Below are 16,654 nucleotides of genomic sequence, written 5' to 3'. Positions count from 1 at the left end.
TGTCGGTGGAGACTTCCAGCAACGGCTCGTCCACTTCGACGGTGTCTCCGACGGCCTTCAGCCAGCGCGAGATCGTGCCCTCGGTGACCGATTCGCCCAACGCCGGAAGGGTTACTTCGGTTGACATGATTCTTGATGCTCCTTTGCTTACCGCTTGGTGAACCCAGCCTATCCCTGTTCAGGCGCGCATGTGCAATGCTCTGCCCGCAGAGCCGAGGATCGCCTCCGCGAGCGACTCGCTCACCGTCGGATGCGGGTGCACCACCCCTGCAACATCGGCCGGTTCTGCCCTCCAGCCTACGTGCATTGCGGCCGGCGTGATGAGTTCTGCGACATTCTCACCCACCACGTGCACGCCCACCACCACCCCGGCAGCATCCGTCACCACCTTCACCAGGCCCGTCTCCCGTTCCCCGCCCGGCCGGGCGATCAGCGACTTGGCGTTGCCCGCCAAATGGTAGACGGTCTCACGGGCACCGGGGCCGGCCTGATCCAGCCGGGCGCCGACCGTCGCCACCTGCGGGCTCGAATAGACAACAGCCGGAATCTGGGCGTCCGGCACCAGCCTAGGCCGCGTCGGGAGCTTGCCCAGCCGCCAGGCGAGGAGCTCAGCGATGAACTGGCCGTGCGCGTAGCCGCGGTGCGCGAGCTGGGGGCCCGACACCACGTCGCCACCCGCGTAGACGCCGGGAACGCTGGAGCACAGCTCGGCATCCACCTGGACGTAGCCGCGATCCAGTCGGACCCCCGCCTCGGCCAGCCCCAGAGCATCGGTTGCGGGCTCCCGGCCCACGGCCACCAGCAAGACCTCGGCACTCAGTCGCTCGTCTCCTACCTCGACCTCGACCTTGCCGGGCGCCTCCCAGACCGCGCCGAGCCGCTGCCCGGTTCGAACCCGCACGCCACGCGCCGTCAACCCACGGGTGAGCACTCTGCGGAGGTCGACGTCGGTGCCAGGCAGCAGCGAGCCGGCGGCCTCCAGCAGTGTCACCTCGACTCCGAGGTCCGCCCACATCGAGGCGAACTCGACGCCGATCACGCCGCCACCGACGATGATTGCGCTGTGGGGGAGGCGCTCAAGCTGGAGAGCATGCTCGCTGGTGAGGATGCGCTGTCCATCAACGGCCAACCCCAGGGTGATAGGGCGGGCGCCGGTGGCGACGAGCACCGCTCCGGCCTCGAAGAGCCTACCGTTCACCTCCACGGCGCCGGCAGCCACCAGCCGCCCGCGACCGGAGACCAGCCGAGCCCCGCTTGTCTTCAGGAGTTGGCTGAGCCCGGTGCGCAGCTGGGCGACGATGCGCCCGGCGTGCGCCGAGATGGCCGAGGCGTCGGGAGCCTGAGCGGCAGCGGTAATTCCGAAGGCAGCCGCGGAGGCCACCACCCGGTTCACGTGCGCCGAATGCAACCAGGCCTTCGTCGGAATGCAGCCGCGGTTGAGGCAGGTTCCGCCGAGTTCACCAGGCTCCACTAGCATCACGTCGAGCCCCAACTGGGTGGCCCGTAGAGTTGCGGAGTAGCCGGCGGAACCCGCACCGAGCACGATCAGGTCAGTCATGGCTCACAGTGAATCATGCTCTGGTCGACGGTGCGCAATAATTGCCGCGTGGGTTGGTTTGGTAGACGCAAGAAACGGGTCGAGGAACGCAAGGCGCAAGACGCGCTCCAGGTAGCCTCCTACGATCACCTGGCAGGGTTCGTCAAAACGCGGCGCGGTGTCGAGGCCTGGGTGGAGAAACCGACGAACTTCAACAGGGCCTCCCTCCTGCTGGTGGCTTTCGACGGGGAGTCGACGCGTCGGGCGATCCCCAGCGAAGAATACGGCTACGCCTTCGCCGAGGAATACGACTTGCCCTGCTATGACGCGGGAGTGGTCCCGTACCCCCAGCGCATGCGCGAGTACGGCAAAGAGGCGCGGAGCAACGGACGATGAGCCGGTTCTCCTGGGGAACTGACGCCCATCATGCCTGGCTGGAAGACTACCGAAACCAGTTGCTCGACTTTTATCAGTCGGCCGTCGTGGACCCCGCAGGCGGCTATTTCTGGTTGGACACTGCGGGCCGGCCGAAACCGGCCGAACCCAAAGGACTCTGGATAGCGGCCCGCATGGTGCACTGTTTCTCGCTGGCTGCGCTGCTGGGACGGCCAGGTGCGCAGGAGGTTGCCGAACACGGGGTGGCCCACCTTCTGTCGGACGGTCGGGATCAACGCCACGGCGGCTGGTTCGCGGCCGTCGGGGCGGATGCTGACAGTCGCAAGGAGCTCTACGGGCTGGCGCACGTGATCCTTGCCGGTTCGAGCGCCCGGCAGGCGGGGATCGACGGCGGGGAGGATCTGCTCGACGAGGCCCTGGAACTGGTGGAGCGCCACTTCTGGCTCCCGGGCGATGCCGCGGGTATCGACTGCTTTGACGAGGCCTTCGCCGTCGCCGATCCGTATCGGGGACTGAATGCGAACATGCACCTGACAGAGGCCTTCCTCGCTGCCCACGAGGCCACCGGGCAACGTCTGTTGCTTGACCGGGCGCTCCAGCTAGCGCAGCGCTTCGCCCGAGACCAGCTGCTCGGGGAACCCGGGCATCGGCTCGTGGAACACTTCGACGAGGACTGGCGTCCTCAGCCGGAGTACAACCGTGACGATCCTGCGCACCCGTTCCGGCCCTACGGATCAACCCCGGGACATTGGCTCGAATGGGCCAAGCTGTGCTGCCAGATTCGGGGGCTGCGGCCGGAAGTGGACTGGCTGGTGCCCGCAGCCCGGCAGCTGTTCGACGGCGCCCTCGCCGACGCGTGGGCCGACAACGGGGGTTTCTACTACACCGTGGACTTCGCAGGGCGTCCGGTGATCTCTGCTCGCTTCTTCTGGCCCGTGACCGAGGCCATCGGGGCTGCCCACATGCTGAGCCTGGCCACCGGGGAGCAGCGGTACACCGAGTGGTACGAGCGCTTCTGGCTGTTTGCCTGGAAACATCTGATGGACCACGAGCAGGGATCGTGGCACTCGGAGCTGGACGACGAGTTGCGCCCCACCGTGCGCACCTGGGACGGCAAACCGGACCTGTACCACGTGCTGCAGGCGACTCTGTACGCGCAACTGCCCCTCGACGTCGGGCTGGCTGCTCAACTGGCTCGCTGAGCGAGCCCGCGCTTCAGCCGGAGCTAGCCGGCGGCCTGCTGCGCCAGCGCAACCAGCGTGCGCACCGCCACCCCGGTGCCGCCGGCAACCGTGTAGCCGTGTGCTTCCTTGGTGTCCGCAGTGCCCGCGATATCCAGGTGCGCCCACGCCACGCCGTCGGGCACGAACTTCTGCAGGAAGGCGCCGGCGACGAGCGCCCCACCCCAGCGGCTCTTACCCCCGGAGCGGAAGTCGGCGATCGTGGATTTCAATTCGTCCCGAATCTCGTCGGTGATCGGGAGGTGCCAGAACGCCTCACCAGCCGCCTCGGCGGCGTCCAACACCCGGTCGGCGGCCTCGTCGTCGCTGGCCATGAGGCCGGAGATGCGGGTGCCCAGAGCCACCATGCAGGCGCCGGTGAGGGTGGCGACGTCGACGATCATGTCCGGGCGGTCCTGGCCGGCTCGGGCGATGGCGTCGGCCATGACGAGGCGGCCCTCGGCGTCGGTGTTGTAGTTCTCGACCGTCTGCCCGTCGTACATGGTGAGCACATCGCCGGGCCGGTAGGAGGTGCCGGAGGGCATGTTCTCGGCCATCGACGCGTAGGCGGTGACCGCAACCTTGAGGCCCAGCTCGGCGATCGCGCGGATCGCGGAGATCACGACGGCGGCGCCGGACATGTCGTACTCCATCCCCAGCATCGAGTCCGGGGGTTTGATGTCCAGGCCGCCGGAGTCGAAGGTGATGCCCTTGCCCACCAGCGCCAGGTGGAACTTCGCGCCGCGCGGCGCGTAGGCCATCCGCACCAGCCGCGGCGCGTGGGCGGATCCGCCGCCCACGGCGAGGATGCCGCCGTAGCCGCCCTTGTCCAAGGCCCGCTCGTCGAGGACCTCGACGCTGATGCGTTCCTCCTTCAGGTAGGCCTTGGCCTCTTCGGCGAAGCTCGCGGGGAAGAGCAGGTTGGGCGGGGTGTTGGACCAGTCCCGGGCGCGGTAAACGGCCCGCACGGTGGCCCTGGTGACACACATGGCGTCTTTCAGATCGGACTTGCCGACGAAGCTCAGCTTCGCGACCGGCTCTGGCTTGGACTCGCCGGTGACCTTCCTCACCCGGTAGGCGCCGAGCGCGGCCCCCTCGACGGCGGCCTGCAGCAGCTCCGGGTCCGCCAGCTCCAGCGAGACCGCGACGTGGAGGCTCCCCACGCCGGGCAGGGCGGCGATCGTGCGCAGCGCCGTGCCGACGGCGCGCCGCAGGACGGCGGGGGACACGTCGGGCTCGCCGAGGCCCACCACGGCCACGCGAGTTCCCTTCGCGGGGGGCAGGATGACGACCTTCTCCGCCTCGGCGCTGGCGTCCATGGCCAGCGCCAGGTCGCCCAGGGCCGTGGAGTAGGTGTCCAAGTAGGCCTGATCGAGTTCCTGCGTACCGCCAACCAGGGAGGTCACGTCCCCGACGGTGGTCAGGCCGACGATGACCATGTCTGCGTCGCGGGGAACGGCCTTCGAGAGATCCAAAGTTAGGTTGTGCATTGTTTCACCCTATCCAGACTGAGGTAGCTTGTCGCCTATGCGACAGCGAATTGTGCTTTGGGCCTTCATCATTGCGGCGCTCGGCCTGGTGACCTGGGCGGGGATGAGCTACGCCGACCCGGCTCCGCAGTGCCGGGGCGTCGCGATGGCTCCGGGGGACACCTGCCATTACTCGTCGCTGACCGAGGTGGAGACCAGTCGGGTCCAGACCTACGACGAGCGGGTCACCACCGCGCGCACTCAGCTGCCGTTCGTGATGGGTGTGGGGGCGCTCGCCGCCGGTTTTGGTGTCTGGCTGCTGGTCAGGTCAGGGAAGCAGGGACATGGGGCCGAGGACCACGCGGCTGTCCTCGACTAGCTGAACCGTGGAGGCCCCGAGGTCGGCAATGTCTCCATAGAACTCGCCCAGCCAGGCCTCGGCTTCCGCTTGGCTGGGGAACACAGGGTTGAGCCCCGCCTCGTCGAGGGCATCGGTGATGTCGGGTTCTGTCTGCCAACGGTACATCAGAAATCGTCTCCCCTTCGGATCCGTGGTGCTGGGCGTCGGAAGCGGCGGATCATCATGGCACGGTTGATCATCGCCATGAGCAGTCCTCGCCTGGAGGCCTTTGGCAGGCGATCGGCCAGCAACCGCTTGAAGGACCGCCACATCAGCCAGATGTTGATGATGGACATCAGGAAGATCGTGTAGAGCGCGAGGCTCACGTAGAGGGTTGCCGTCGGGTTGCCGACCGTCACGAAAGTCGCCGCCAAGACCAGGATGAACACTGGGAAGAGGAACTCGGTTATGGTCCAGCGCGCGTCAACGAAGTCGCGCATCAGCACCTGCTCCGGACTGCGTTCAACTCTCTCCCAGGCCTCGACGCGCGCCTTGTACTTACGCTCTCGTTGCTGTTTGCGCAGTTCCTTGGGCGTCAGGTTCGGGTGCAGTCGTGCCATGCGGGCGGCCTCCGCCTCTCGGCGGGTTGGGGTCGGGCCCTTCTTCGCTCCGCGCTGTTTCGCGGACGCGGTCTGCTGGGGCGCGTCGGCCAACTCGGGCTCCTCGCTCGTGCGGCCGACGATCTTCGTGTCGGCGCGCTCAGACTTCTCAGTGCGCTCATAGGGGCGGAAGAGTCCCACAGCTTTCCTCACAAGCTCGGCAACGGTTCAGGCGTTCCGCAGTCTACCGGGTTTGAGAGGTGTGAACCGTCTTGGTTCCTCCACCATGTACCTTTGTTAGTGCACACCCGCACCGGAAGGATTGACTGTGGCAGGCATTTTTGAACGCGTCATGATGGTTTTTCGCTCGAAGGCGAACAAGGCCCTAGACAAGTATGAGGACCCCCGTGAAACCCTCGACTACTCGTACCAGAAGCAGTTGGAGTTGCTGCAGAACGTGCGCAGGGGGGTGGCCGACGTCGCCACCAGCCGCAAGCGTGTGGAACTGCAGGCCAACAAACTGAACCAGGAAATCGACCGTCTCACCAGCGCCGCCCAGCGCGCTATCCAGTCCAATCGCGAGGACCTTGCCCGCGAGGCGCTCAGCCGAAAGGCCGGGATGCAGCAGCAGTTGGCGGATCTCCAGGCCCAGCATGCGCAGTTGCAGGGCGAGGAGGAGAAACTGGTCCGCGCCAGCACGCGCCTGCAGGCCAAGGTTGATGCCTTCCGCACCCGCAAGGAGACCATCAAAGCCACCTACTCAGCAGCCGAGGCGCAGACTCGGATCAACGAGGCTTTCACCGGCATCTCCGAGGAGATGAACAACATCGGTCTGGCGATCCAGCGGGCCGAGGACAAGACGCTGCAGCTCCAGTCTCGCGCCGACGCCGTCGACGAGCTGATCGCTTCGGGGGCGCTGGAGGACTCCAGCGGACTCAACGACGTGACCCGGGAGCTTGACAATCTGGCTATCGAAGCCGGCATTGAGAACGAGTTGCAGGCCATGAAAGCGCAGCTCACCGGCGGCCCGACAAGCCAGCCGGCGGCGATCACCGCGCCCACCCATCCCCTGCCGGAGGCCCAGGTGGTGCAGCCGCAGCAGCAGGCCCAGCCTGCTCAGCCACAGCCTGCCCCCAACCCCTACCAGGAGCAGTGATGATTGTCCGAGTCCTTGGCGAAGGCCAGTGGGTGCTGGAGCTTGAACACCTTGAAGCGTTGAATGCCATCGACGTGGAGCTCGAAGCCGCGGTGGAAGCTGGCGACGAGGAAAGAATGCGCGCCGCCTTGGTGAAGCTCTATGACGGGATTCGCGAGTTGGGCACCGAGGTGCCCGACGAAGTGATCGTCGAATCCGACATGGTACTTCCCGACCCGAGTTCCTCCTTGGAGGAGGTCAAGGTCATCCTGGAAGCGAACTCCGAGCAGTTCGGTCTCATCCCAGACGCGCCTGCGGCGACCGAAGAGGGTTGAGAGTATTGATCACGTCCGGGGCGATCGGTTCGGTCTCCCCGGGCCTCGTGTCTGCGACGCTTGCCTCCGCCTTCCGCCAGGCGGGGGCGAGCGTCGCCGTCGTGGACCTGGCCCCATCGCACCCTACGCCCCGCGACCTGGGCCAGCTCGCGGAGGTTCTTGGCCGCGGTGAGGCGATCATTGATCTACGCGGGTGTACTTTCCAGCCGAGCGCGGCGCGGGCGGCGCGTCGAGTGTTGGAACGCTCCGACTGGACTGCGATCGTTGCGGACGGCGAGAGCGAGCTTGAACTGACCGGGCTCAAGGGCGCGGCTGTGCGCAACTCGCGGACCCTGGGTGAGGGTTTGGCGGGAGGGCTCGCTGCCGATGCTGCTGCGGTGAACTGGTTGGCCGAGAACGGCCTCGCTGATGGCCCCGGTGCGGGTGCCGTGAATGGCCTGGGCGCGCTGCTCATCGCGGCGGGGGTGCGGTTGGCGGAGAGCCTGCCGTATGAGATCGCCGCGTCCGGTTTTCGACGTGGTGCCGGCGAAGCGGACCTGGTGGTGGTGGGCACCAACGAACTGGATTTCCACCTGCGGGGCGGACCACTCGTCGCGCGGGTGGTCGAAGTTGCGACGGAGTTTCTGGTTCCGGTGATCGTTGTCGCCGAGCGGTGCTTCATTTCCGCCCGGGAGCTTCGGTTGGCGGGCATCGAGGCTGCCTATCCGGTGTTCCACTCCTCAGGCGGGGTGGCGGACGTCGCAGACTTGGCTGAACTCGCGCGTCGAGTCGCTCGCTCCTGGCGCTTTTGAGCTGCGTTGAGTCCACTTGGGCATTTTACGTAGACTTGGCGGCGACCGTTCTATCAGAAGTATGGAGTTAGTGTGACCGAGACCCAGTCGACGGCCCTGCCGGGTGTGACCCTTACCGACGCCGCTGTTACCAAGGTGCGCGCGTTGCTCGACGCGGAGGGGCGCGATGATCTGTCCCTGCGCATCGCCGTTCAGCCGGGTGGCTGCTCGGGGCTGCGCTACCAGCTCTATTTCGATGACCGTGACCTTGATGATGATGTCGTGACCGACTACGACGGCGTCCGAGTGGTGACCGACAAACTCAGCGCGCCCTACCTGACCGGGGCCTCCATCGACTTCGTCGACACCATCTCCCAGCAAGGCTTCTCCATCGACAACCCCAACGCTCAGGGTTCCTGCGCCTGCGGGGACTCTTTCCACTGACCTGTCCTTCCCACCCTTCGCGTAGAAATAGCACCCCTTGCTTGGCGAGTTTCACCCGGGGGTGCTGTTTTACGTTAAGGTGACTTGTGCAGTGCTGTGCGTGCGTGGGTTTCATGCACAAGGAGAGTTGGAAGGCAACGAGTGGTGAGAAGTAATCCTCAGCCAAAGAGCCGCCGAGGGACACTCGCTCTGGCAAGCGCGTTGTCGCTTGTTGGATTGACGGGCTGTTCTGGGCAATGGGCGCGGTTCGGCCTCCCGGAGCCGGCATCGGAGCAGGCTCCCTACATTGGCGACCTCTGGTTCGGTTTCTGGGTCGCCGCGTTGGTCGTGGGCGTGATCGTCTGGGCGCTGATCCTGTGGGCAGTGTTCCGTTACCGTCGCAGGGAAGGGGACAAGGAGGCCCCCCGCCAGACCAAGTACCACCTGCCCCTGGAACTGTTGTACACGCTTGTACCGTTCCTGATCATCGGAGTTCTTTTCCTGTACACCATGCGGGCCTCGGAGGCGGTGCTCGACATGGAAGCTGAGCCCGACCTCGTCGTGGACGTCATCGGGCAGAAGTGGTCCTGGACGTTCAACTACCACGGCGAGGAGATTCCGGGGATCGGCGTGGACGCACACAACCGGGGCACTCTCGAAAAGATCCCTGACCTGTACTTGCCGGTCAACAAAACCGTCAAATTCAACCTGGACTCGGCCGACGTCATCCACTCGTTCTGGGTTCCCGCATTCTACTTCAAACTCGACGTCATCCCGGGGCATCCGAACTCCTTCCAAGTGACGCCGAACAAGGTTGGTGTCTACGACGGCAAGTGCGCCGAACTTTGCGGGGAGTTCCACTCCGCGATGCTGTTCAAGGTGCACGTCGTCGAGGAAGCCGAGTTCCACAAGCACGTCAAGGAACTGGCGGCTGACGGCCAGACCGGGCACATCGCGATGCCGCAGACCACGAAGCATGTTCTGCCCGACACCACCAAGAAGGAGGGCTGATCAATGAGTGCAGTCACTGCTGACGCGGCACAGCACAAGTTGGGCCTGAATTTCATGAAGTACCTGACCACCACCGACCACAAGGTGCTGGGCAACATGTACTTCTTCTCCTCGATGGTCTTCTTCATCTTCGGAGGAGTGCTTGCTCTCGGCATCCGAGCCGAGCTAGCCAGCCCCGGCATGATGTTCATGAACCACGAGACGTTTAACCAGTTCTTCACCATGCACGGCACCATCATGCTGCTGATGTTCGCAACTCCGATGTTCGCGGGCTTCGCCAATGCGATGCTGCCGCTGCAACTCGGTGCACCGGATGTCGCCTTCCCGAGGATGAACGCCTTCGCGTTCTGGCTTTACATCCTGGGATCGCTGATGGCCTGTGGCGGCTTCCTCAGCCCCGGTGGGGCGGCTAGCTTCGGTTGGTTCGCTTACCCCCCGCTGTCCACGACGCTGCACTCGCCCGGGTTTGGGTCAAATCTGTGGGTGATGGGTCTCTACCTGCTCGGCCTATCGTCGATCCTGGGTGCCGTGAACTTCATCACCACCATCATCTGCATGCGCGCCCCGGGCATGACCATGTTCCGGATGCCGATCTTCAGTTGGAACATCCTGGTCACCTCGATGATGGTGATCATCGTCTTCCCGGTGCTGGGTGCGGCTCTGCTCGTGCTGGGATCCGATCGGGTCCTGGGCTCGCACATATTCGACGCCGCCTCCGGCGGTGCGATGCTCTACCAGCACCTCTTCTGGTTCTTCGGCCACCCCGAGGTCTACGTCATCGCGCTGCCGTTCTTCGGCATCATCACCGAGGTGCTCTCCACCTTCAGCCGCAAGCCGGTGTTCGGCTACTACGGCCTGGTGTTCGCGACGCTGTCGATCGGGGCGCTCTCGGTCTCGGTGTGGGCACACCACATGTTCGTCACCGGCGCGGTTGACCTCGCGTTCTTCTCGTTCATGACCTTCATGATCGCCATCCCGACGGGCGTGAAGTTCTTCAACTGGATCGGAACCATCTGGCGGGGATCGCTGACATTCAACACGTCGATGACCTTCGCTATCGGCTTCCTGGTCACCTTCCTGTTCGGTGGCCTGACCGGCATCATCCTGGCCTCGCCTCCGCTGGACTTCCAGGTTTCTGACACCTACTTCGTCGTGGCGCACTTCCACTACGTGCTGTTCGGTACTGTGGTTTTCGCCACCTTCGCCGGCTTCTATTACTGGTGGCCGAAATTCACCGGGAAGCTGCTGGACGAGCGTTGGGGCAAAGTGCACTTCTGGCTGATCTTCATTGGCTTCCACATCACGTTCCTCGTTCAGCACTGGTTGGGCGTCGCCGGCCTTCCTCGCCGATACGCGGACTATGGCTCGTGGGAAGGATTCACGCTGCTGAACCAGATTTCCACGTTCGGCGCGTTCATGCTGGGCGTATCCATGCTGCCCTTCTTCTGGAATGTGTGGATCACCCGCAAGGCGCCCAAGGTCGAGGTCAACGACCCCTGGGGCTGGGGACGCTCGCTCGAGTGGGCCACCTCCTGCCCGCCCCCGCGACACAACTTCGCCTCGCTGCCGCGCGTGCGCTCGCTCAACCCGGCGCTTGACGCAGCGCATCCGGAGCTGGCAGAGGACGAGCATGACGTCGATCCCGGCGAACTGCTCGACGGCGACGACAGCAACGAAATCGAGGAGGGCAAGTAATGAAAACCGAAGCCTTGGTGTTCTGGTTCATCGGAGCCTTCTTCCTCGTGGTCACCCCCGTCTACTGGTTCATGTCCGGGGAGGTGATCGGGACTGTCGCGTTGGCCTTCACCTTTGTTCTGGGTGTGATGATCGCCAGTTTCCTGCAGTACGAAGCTAAGCACTTCGACGCGCGCCCGGAAGACCGCTTGGATGCGACCATCGAGGAGGCCGCCGGCCCCTACGGGTTCTTTCCGCCGAAGTCGATCTGGCCTTTCTGGTGCGCTCTGGTCATCTCGGTGATTCTGCTCGGCCCCTCGTTCGAGCAGTGGTGGATCTCCATGATCGGTTTTGGGCTGGGAATCTGGGCCGTGTCCGGCTGGATCCTCGAGTTCTACCGAGGGGATTACCGGCACTGAGCCTGAGACGATATAGCTGGGGCGCCCTGCCATGTGCGGGGCGCCCCAGCTGTGGTTTTCGAGGGATGATTTTCGTCTGCTCTTCTCGTGTCGAAGCAGGGAGTGGGGCGCGCGGCGTCCACGCGGGCCAAGAGGTTCGATGTCCAGGCTGGGCTCAGCGGAGCGTGGGCCGCACTACCAGCTCTGCGCCAACGGTCGGCCCTCGTCGAAGCCCGACCCGGATTGGATGCCGACGACGGCGCGTTCGGCGAATTCGGCCAGGTTTCGCGCCCCGGCGTAGGTGCATGAGGAGCGCACGCCCGAGGTGATCCAATCCAGCAGATCCTCGACGCTCGGTCGCGCCGGGTCCAGGTACATCCGGGAGCTGGAGATGCCCTCCTCAAACAGCGCCGCGCGGGCACGACTGAATGCAGACTGATCCCTGGTGCGGTTGCGCACTGCACGGGCCGAAGCCATGCCGAATGATTCCTTGTACGACCTGCCGCTCGGATCGCTCAACAGGTCACCCGTGGATTCGAAGGTGCCCGCAAACCACGAGCCGATCATCACGGAGCCCGCTCCGGCGGCGAGCGCTAGGGCGACGTCGCGGGGGTGCCGCACGCCTCCGTCGGCCCACACCGACTTGCCCACGTCCCGGGCGGCGGCGGCGCAGTCGAATACCGCCGAGAACTGTGGCCTGCCCACGCCGGTCTGCATCCGGGTTGTGCACATGGCTCCGGGGCCAACTCCAACCTTCAGAATGTCGGCGCCGGCCGCCGCCAGGTCACGTACGCCGTCGGGAGTTACGACGTTGCCGGCAACGATGGGAATCTGCCGTCCCGTTTCGAGGGCGTACTTGTCGCGAGCGTCTCGAGCGATATTCAAGGCCAGCACCATGCGATCCTGGTGGCCATGCGCGGTATCCAGCACTAGGACATCCGCGCCCGCGCGTAGCGCGGCGGAAGTCTTGGCTCGGATGTCGCCGTTGATGCCGACAGCGACGCCTGCCCGCAGCTTCCCGGAATCATCAAGGGCGGGGGAGTAGAGAGTGGAACGCAGGGCTCCCTTGGCGGTCATCACCCCCACCAGTAGCCCGTCGTTGACCGCGATGGCCAGTGGCTGCCGAGACGCGGTGAGCAGATCGAAGACCTCCTCCGGTGGGCTATCAGGTGAGACGAGAGTCAGATCGGTGAGCATCACATCCTTGGCTTGCGCGAACCTGTCCATGCCCTCCGCGTCCGATGGGCGGACGATTCCCGCCAACCGGCCGTCTTCGACCACCACGGCCACAGAATGTGCGCGCTTGGGAATGAGCCCCAGCGTCTCCCCCAGGGTGGTATCCGGGGTGACCGTAACCGGAGTGTCAAAGATCGGGTGCGCTGCCTTGACCTTGGCGATGGAGGCCGCCACCACTTCTATCGGGATGTCTTGGGGGAACACCGCCAATCCGCCGCGCCTGGCCATGGTCTCGGCCATCCGTCGGCCGGAAACTGCGGTCATGTTCGCAGCCACCAACGGCGTCGGCGTGGCCAACCCGTCCGTGGAGGTCAGGTCCACGTCCAGTCTGGAGCCCACGTCGGAGCGGACTGGGACCATGAAGACGTCGGAATACGTCAGATCGTAGGTTGGGGGAGTTAAGAATCGCACTCGTCCAGTATGGCAGTCGCGAACAAAAAATAGGGGCGGACCCGCGCTAGCGGATCCGCCCCCAAACCAGTCCAAGCGGCGGTCAGTGCAACTCTCGCCGTGGCGCGGGCGCGTCGAGTGCTGGCTCGTCGTGGCCATGAGCATCAGCGATTTCTTCGCCCGTGGGCTTCGGGATGTCATGTCCCAAATACCACTTGGAAAGCGCAGCCCGCCACTTCGAAACCTTCACCGGGCCGGCTACGCCATCCGGGGAGGTCCCGTCGTTGGCCTCGACGACTGGGTACTGCGCATGCTGAGTGAGGGCGAAGGCCTCCTCGTCGGACAACGGCACGTGATCCTCGTAGTAGCGCCCCTCTGGAGTACGTACGATCTCCCCCGACTCGGAGCCGTGCAAAACGCGCTCACGGTCGGCACGCTGCAGGGACAGACACAGCCTGCGAGTCAGGATGAAGGCCGTGACGGGGCCAGCGAAGAGCAGGATCTGCAGAGCGATCGTGATCTGATTCAGGTTGAGGCCGAACCGGATGGCCAGGATGTCGTTGGCGCCACCGAGCCACAGCACCGCGTATGCCGTCATTCCTGCCACGCCCAAAGCGGTGCGGGTTGGCGCGTTGCGCGGGCGGTCCAGGATGTGGTGCTCGCGCTTGTCGCCGGTGATCCACCGCTCGACGAATGGCCACAGAGCCAGCAGCGTGAACAGAATCGTCAAACCGCCGACGCCGGGAATGAACACGTTCCAGCTCCAAGTGGTGGAGCCGATGTGCCACTCCCACGGCGGCATGATGCGCACGAAGCCCTCGGCGAAGCCCATGTACCAGTCCGGCTGCGAACCGGCGGTGACCTTGGCGGGATCGTAGGGACCGTAGAGCCACACCGGGTTGATCTGGAACAGACCACCGAACAGCACCATCATGCCAAAGACGATGAAGAAGAAACCGCCCGCCTTTGCGGCGTAGACGGGGAACATCGGGTAGCCCACCACGTTGTTGTTGGTGCGACCGGGGCCGGGGTACTGGGTGTGCTTGTGGTACACGAGCAGTGCCATGTGCGCGGCGATCAGCCCAAGAAGCAGACCGGGGATGAGCAGGATGTGCGCCATGTAGAGGCGGCTGATGATCATGTCGCCGGGGAATTCGCCGTTGAACAGGAAGAATTCGATCCAGGTGCCGAGGATCGGGATGGAACGAATCAGCCCGTCTGCGAAACGAAGGCCGGTCCCCGAGAGCAGGTCATCGGGCAACGAGTAGCCCGAGAAACCGGCGAGCAGGGAGAGCCCCAGCAGGCCGACGCCGATCAGCCAGTTGACCTCGCGCGGCTTGCGGAACGCGCCGGTGAAGAACACACGCAGCGCGTGCACCGTCGCGGATGCAACGAAAAGCAGAGCTGACCAGTGATGAATCTGGCGAAGCAGCAAGCCGCCGCGCACGTCGAAGCTGATGTGCAGCGTCGACGCGAAGGCCTCGGAGATCGGCACGCCCTTGAGCAGCTGGTACGAACCGTCGTACGTGACCTCTGCCATGGACGGCTTGAACCAGATGGTCAGGAAGATGCCGGTCAGCAGGCAGATGATGAAAGTGTAGAGCGCGATCTCGCCCAGCAAGAAGCTCCAGTGGTCGGGGAACACCTTGCGCAGCCCGAATCGTGCGATCTTGCCCAGCCCCATCCGCTCGTCAGCCCAGCTGGCGATGCCAGCAGCCGGATGCTTGGACTCGTGGTCTGCCGATTTGGTCTCAAGAACGTCGGCGCTGGCGCCGACGGTGGTTGGCTTGGCCATCACGCGTCACCATCCTTGTAATCGTTTCGGGAATCACGCTCGAAATAGCTGGGCCCGACGGGCACGGTGAAGTCGCCGCGTGCGACGAGGTACCCATCAGCGTTGACCGTGATCGGCAGCTGGGGCAGTGACCGTGCCGCAGGGCCGAAGACGACGACACCGGAGTTTCCGAGGTCGAAGGTGGACTGGTGGCAGGGACACAGCAGGTGGTGGGTCTGCCGCTCCCAAAGCGAGATGGGGCAGCCCACGTGGGTACAGATCTTGGAGTAGGCGAGGATGCCGGACACATGCCAGTCCTTGCGTGATTCAGGGATCTTGATGTCATTCGGATCCATGCGCACGATGACGATGGCGGCCTTGGCTTTCGCCTGATGACCCTCCACACCGTGCAGAGCGTCCTCGTGGTGATGCTTGCCGTCGTCGTCGACCCAGCCGTGCAAATTCGAGGGCTCGGCGTTCACGAGCTGGCCGATCTCAAGGTCCGATGCCTTGATGGGGCGCCAGGTCTCATCGTTGACGAGCAGGACTTCCTTCTCCGGAGCCGCGGCGAAGAGCGTCTTCTCGATGGTTTCCTTGCGGGTGGCCGCGGTGGGCCAGGGTCCCATGTCAGCCAGGGTGACTACGGCTGGCAGCGCAGCCATGCCGACTGCACCACCCAGGGCCCCCAGGATCAGCGGCCGGCGTTTGATGTTGGAGTCGGCGACCCCGGCCTGCCACTTCTCGATGGCGACGGCGCGGGTCTCCTCGTCGGAGGATGCGGAGTGGCGCTCCTCGATCATCTCGTGGTCGTTCATCAGGACACGCGCCCACTGTACGACCGCGAGGCCGATCAGCAGCACGGCAAGACCGGCGGTGAGGCCTAGCAGGAAGTTCTGGGCGCTCGCCAGAACGAAACTGGTCGACGCGAACTCGATGTTGATCTGGTGGTGCTTAGGCACTGCAAAGTAGACAACCAGGTTGGTTATCGCCAGCACTGGGACGAGACCCAGCATGAGCAGGATGGCGCGATAGGCCCGGTTGCCGGCCTTCTCATCCACATCGGTGAACCGTTCGATGTGTTCCTCCACGCCCGGATCCGCGACAACGTGGTCTGCGGTCGGGTCCTTGACGGGCAAGTTGTTGCTCATCGTGCGCGAACTCCCTTCTTGGCGATCCAGCCGGCGATGACGGCGAGGAGACCCAGGCCGACGATGAAGATCCACATGCCTTCGGTAACGGGGCCGTGGTCGCCGATGCCGAAGCCGCCATAGCGCGGCTGGGCATGCGCGGCTTTCACATACCCGATGATCTGCCGGACGTCGTCGTCAGCCAGCACTTCTTTGCTGAACATCGGCATCTGCTGTGGTCCTGACCGCACGGCTTCCCAGATGTGGGCGGGGTCGGTGTTGGCCAGGCTGGGTGCCTTCTTGCCCTCAGGCATTGCGCCACCGCCGCCGATGATGCCGTGACAGGCCGAGCAGTTGGCACGGAACAGGGATCCGCCGTGGGCGATCTCTTCGGTGGTCAGCCCCTCGGGAGAGTACTGCGACTTCTCCGGCACTGCCGGCCCGGGCCCGAACGTCGCCACGTAGGCGGCCACTGCGTCGATCTGCTCCTGGGTGTAGACCACGGGGCCAGTGGGGATCTGCGCTTCTCCGCGGTTGGCGGGCATGCGACCAGTGCCCATCTGGAAGTCGACGGCCGCGCCACCGACGCCGATCAGGGACACGCCAACTTTCTGCCCCTCACCGTTGAGGCCGTGGCAGGAGGAGCAGGTCGTGTCGTAGATTTCCTTGCCCATGACGAGTTGTTGCGTCAGATCGGAGTCTGCGGAGCTCGGCTGGGGGGTCGTCACCGAATAGGCGACGCCCACCAGGAAGAGGGCCAGGACGAGTAGCCAGGGGCGAGCGAACGCCTTGCGCTTACGCTTGGTGTCGGTGTTCAAAG

At 64.8% G+C, this 16,654-nt stretch carries 19 protein-coding genes; 10 read left to right on the top strand and 9 right to left on the bottom strand.

The features are described from left to right. On the bottom strand, positions 1–127 hold a 127-nt coding region (locus EII42_RS10250; protein ID WP_305000353.1), incomplete at its 3' end, for a biotin/lipoyl-containing protein. Between the two features lie 51 nt (positions 128–178). Beyond that, positions 179–1,558 (bottom strand): FAD-dependent oxidoreductase, encoded by a 1,380-nt coding sequence (locus tag EII42_RS10245; protein ID WP_125172024.1) that lies wholly within the window; start codon positions 1,556–1,558, stop codon positions 179–181. A gap of 48 nt (positions 1,559–1,606) precedes the next feature. Here EII42_RS10245 and EII42_RS10240 point away from each other — a divergent pair, with 48 nt between their 5' ends. Further along, positions 1,607–1,933: a hypothetical protein gene (locus tag EII42_RS10240; protein ID WP_233558364.1), complete on the top strand. Its 327-nt coding sequence runs from the start codon at positions 1,607–1,609 to the stop codon at positions 1,931–1,933. After that, the gene (locus EII42_RS10235) at positions 1,930–3,135 is read left to right on the top strand and encodes an AGE family epimerase/isomerase (protein WP_125172023.1); all 1,206 of its coding nucleotides are present in this window, start codon (positions 1,930–1,932) and stop codon (positions 3,133–3,135) included. The genes EII42_RS10240 and EII42_RS10235 overlap by 4 nt, the downstream gene beginning before the upstream one ends. Positions 3,136–3,158: 23 nt before the next feature. Here EII42_RS10235 and EII42_RS10230 read toward each other — a convergent pair whose 3' ends face one another. Next, positions 3,159–4,643, bottom strand: a complete 1,485-nt coding sequence (locus EII42_RS10230) for a leucyl aminopeptidase (RefSeq protein ID WP_125172022.1) — start codon at positions 4,641–4,643, stop codon at positions 3,159–3,161. Positions 4,644–4,680: 37 nt separating this feature from the next. Here EII42_RS10230 and EII42_RS10225 point away from each other — a divergent pair, with 37 nt between their 5' ends. Then, positions 4,681–5,001: a hypothetical protein gene (locus EII42_RS10225; RefSeq protein ID WP_125172021.1), complete on the top strand. Its 321-nt coding sequence runs from the start codon at positions 4,681–4,683 to the stop codon at positions 4,999–5,001. Here the strand turns inward: EII42_RS10225 and EII42_RS10220 are convergent. Further along, the gene (locus EII42_RS10220; protein ID WP_125172020.1) at positions 4,951–5,148 is read right to left on the bottom strand and encodes a hypothetical protein; all 198 of its coding nucleotides are present in this window, start codon (positions 5,146–5,148) and stop codon (positions 4,951–4,953) included. The genes EII42_RS10225 and EII42_RS10220 overlap by 51 nt on opposite strands. After that, positions 5,148–5,762 carry a DUF3043 domain-containing protein gene (locus EII42_RS10215; RefSeq protein WP_125172019.1) on the bottom strand — a complete coding sequence of 205 codons (615 nt, stop codon included), beginning with the start codon at positions 5,760–5,762 and terminating at the stop codon, positions 5,148–5,150. Before EII42_RS10215 ends, EII42_RS10220 begins: the two co-directional genes overlap by 1 nt. 127 nt (positions 5,763–5,889) lie before the next feature. On the opposite strand from EII42_RS10215, the gene EII42_RS10210 reads away from it, so the two are divergent. The 7 genes from EII42_RS10210 to EII42_RS10180 all read left to right on the top strand — a co-directional run bounded on the left by EII42_RS10210 (position 5,890) and on the right by EII42_RS10180 (position 11,328). Then, a complete protein-coding gene (locus EII42_RS10210) occupies positions 5,890–6,717 on the top strand; it encodes a PspA/IM30 family protein (RefSeq protein ID WP_125172018.1) in 828 nt (275 codons plus the stop codon). After that, positions 6,717–7,031, top strand: a complete 315-nt coding sequence (locus EII42_RS10205) for a hypothetical protein (RefSeq protein ID WP_125172017.1) — start codon at positions 6,717–6,719, stop codon at positions 7,029–7,031. Before EII42_RS10210 ends, EII42_RS10205 begins: the two co-directional genes overlap by 1 nt. Further along, entirely contained in the window at positions 7,028–7,822 is a 795-nt protein-coding gene (locus EII42_RS10200; RefSeq protein WP_158676481.1) for a glycerate kinase, read from the top strand. The genes EII42_RS10205 and EII42_RS10200 overlap by 4 nt, the downstream gene beginning before the upstream one ends. A 72-nt stretch (positions 7,823–7,894) precedes the next feature. Continuing rightward, positions 7,895–8,245 (top strand): iron-sulfur cluster assembly accessory protein, encoded by a 351-nt coding sequence (locus tag EII42_RS10195; protein ID WP_125172015.1) that lies wholly within the window; start codon positions 7,895–7,897, stop codon positions 8,243–8,245. Between the two features lie 189 nt (positions 8,246–8,434). Next, a complete protein-coding gene (gene coxB, locus EII42_RS10190; RefSeq protein ID WP_370318120.1) occupies positions 8,435–9,235 on the top strand; it encodes a cytochrome c oxidase subunit II in 801 nt (266 codons plus the stop codon). Positions 9,236–9,238: 3 nt separating this feature from the next. Beyond that, positions 9,239–10,930, top strand: a complete 1,692-nt coding sequence (gene ctaD / locus EII42_RS10185; protein ID WP_125172014.1) for a cytochrome c oxidase subunit I — start codon at positions 9,239–9,241, stop codon at positions 10,928–10,930. Then, positions 10,930–11,328, top strand: coding sequence for a cytochrome c oxidase subunit 4 (locus EII42_RS10180; protein ID WP_125172013.1), 399 nt, complete (start codon positions 10,930–10,932; stop codon positions 11,326–11,328). Before ctaD ends, EII42_RS10180 begins: the two co-directional genes overlap by 1 nt. 174 nt (positions 11,329–11,502) lie before the next feature. Here the strand turns inward: EII42_RS10180 and EII42_RS10175 are convergent, their stop codons facing one another. The 4 genes from EII42_RS10175 to EII42_RS10160 all read right to left on the bottom strand — a co-directional run bounded on the left by EII42_RS10175 (position 11,503) and on the right by EII42_RS10160 (position 16,652). Continuing rightward, positions 11,503–12,954, bottom strand: a complete 1,452-nt coding sequence (locus EII42_RS10175) for a GuaB1 family IMP dehydrogenase-related protein (RefSeq protein ID WP_255416260.1) — start codon at positions 12,952–12,954, stop codon at positions 11,503–11,505. Positions 12,955–13,036: 82 nt separating this feature from the next. Next, the gene (locus tag EII42_RS10170) at positions 13,037–14,728 is read right to left on the bottom strand and encodes a cytochrome bc complex cytochrome b subunit (protein WP_125172012.1); all 1,692 of its coding nucleotides are present in this window, start codon (positions 14,726–14,728) and stop codon (positions 13,037–13,039) included. Then, positions 14,728–15,855, bottom strand: coding sequence for a ubiquinol-cytochrome c reductase iron-sulfur subunit (locus tag EII42_RS10165; protein ID WP_125172011.1), 1,128 nt, complete (start codon positions 15,853–15,855; stop codon positions 14,728–14,730). The genes EII42_RS10170 and EII42_RS10165 overlap by 1 nt, the downstream gene beginning before the upstream one ends. Further along, complete coding sequence (locus EII42_RS10160; protein ID WP_125172010.1) at positions 15,852–16,652, bottom strand: c-type cytochrome; 801 nt, start codon at positions 16,650–16,652, stop codon at positions 15,852–15,854. Before EII42_RS10160 ends, EII42_RS10165 begins: the two co-directional genes overlap by 4 nt. Positions 16,653–16,654 lie beyond the last annotated feature (2 nt).

The organism is Tessaracoccus sp. OH4464_COT-324, from assembly GCF_003932855.1.
Lineage (GTDB): Bacteria > Actinomycetota > Actinomycetes > Propionibacteriales > Propionibacteriaceae > Arachnia.
This window is presented reverse-complemented; position numbering and strand designations above follow the sequence as displayed.

Excerpts from the sequence above, each read along its gene's own strand:
- EII42_RS10245 (WP_125172024.1), bottom strand. The coding sequence starts at position 1,558 with ATGACTGACCTGATCGTGCTCGGTGCGGGTTCCGCCGGCTACTCCGCA.
- EII42_RS10230 (WP_125172022.1), bottom strand. The coding sequence starts at position 4,643 with ATGCACAACCTAACTTTGGATCTCTCGAAGGCCGTTCCCCGCGACGCA.
- EII42_RS10205 (WP_125172017.1), top strand. The coding sequence starts at position 6,717 with ATGATTGTCCGAGTCCTTGGCGAAGGCCAGTGGGTGCTGGAGCTTGAA.
- ctaD (WP_125172014.1), top strand. The coding sequence starts at position 9,239 with ATGAGTGCAGTCACTGCTGACGCGGCACAGCACAAGTTGGGCCTGAAT.
- EII42_RS10165 (WP_125172011.1), bottom strand. The coding sequence starts at position 15,855 with ATGAGCAACAACTTGCCCGTCAAGGACCCGACCGCAGACCACGTTGTC.
- EII42_RS10225 (WP_125172021.1), top strand. The coding sequence starts at position 4,681 with ATGCGACAGCGAATTGTGCTTTGGGCCTTCATCATTGCGGCGCTCGGC.
- EII42_RS10170 (WP_125172012.1), bottom strand. The coding sequence starts at position 14,728 with ATGGCCAAGCCAACCACCGTCGGCGCCAGCGCCGACGTTCTTGAGACC.
- EII42_RS10235 (WP_125172023.1), top strand. The coding sequence starts at position 1,930 with ATGAGCCGGTTCTCCTGGGGAACTGACGCCCATCATGCCTGGCTGGAA.
- EII42_RS10220 (WP_125172020.1), bottom strand. The coding sequence starts at position 5,148 with ATGTACCGTTGGCAGACAGAACCCGACATCACCGATGCCCTCGACGAG.
- EII42_RS10180 (WP_125172013.1), top strand. The coding sequence starts at position 10,930 with ATGAAAACCGAAGCCTTGGTGTTCTGGTTCATCGGAGCCTTCTTCCTC.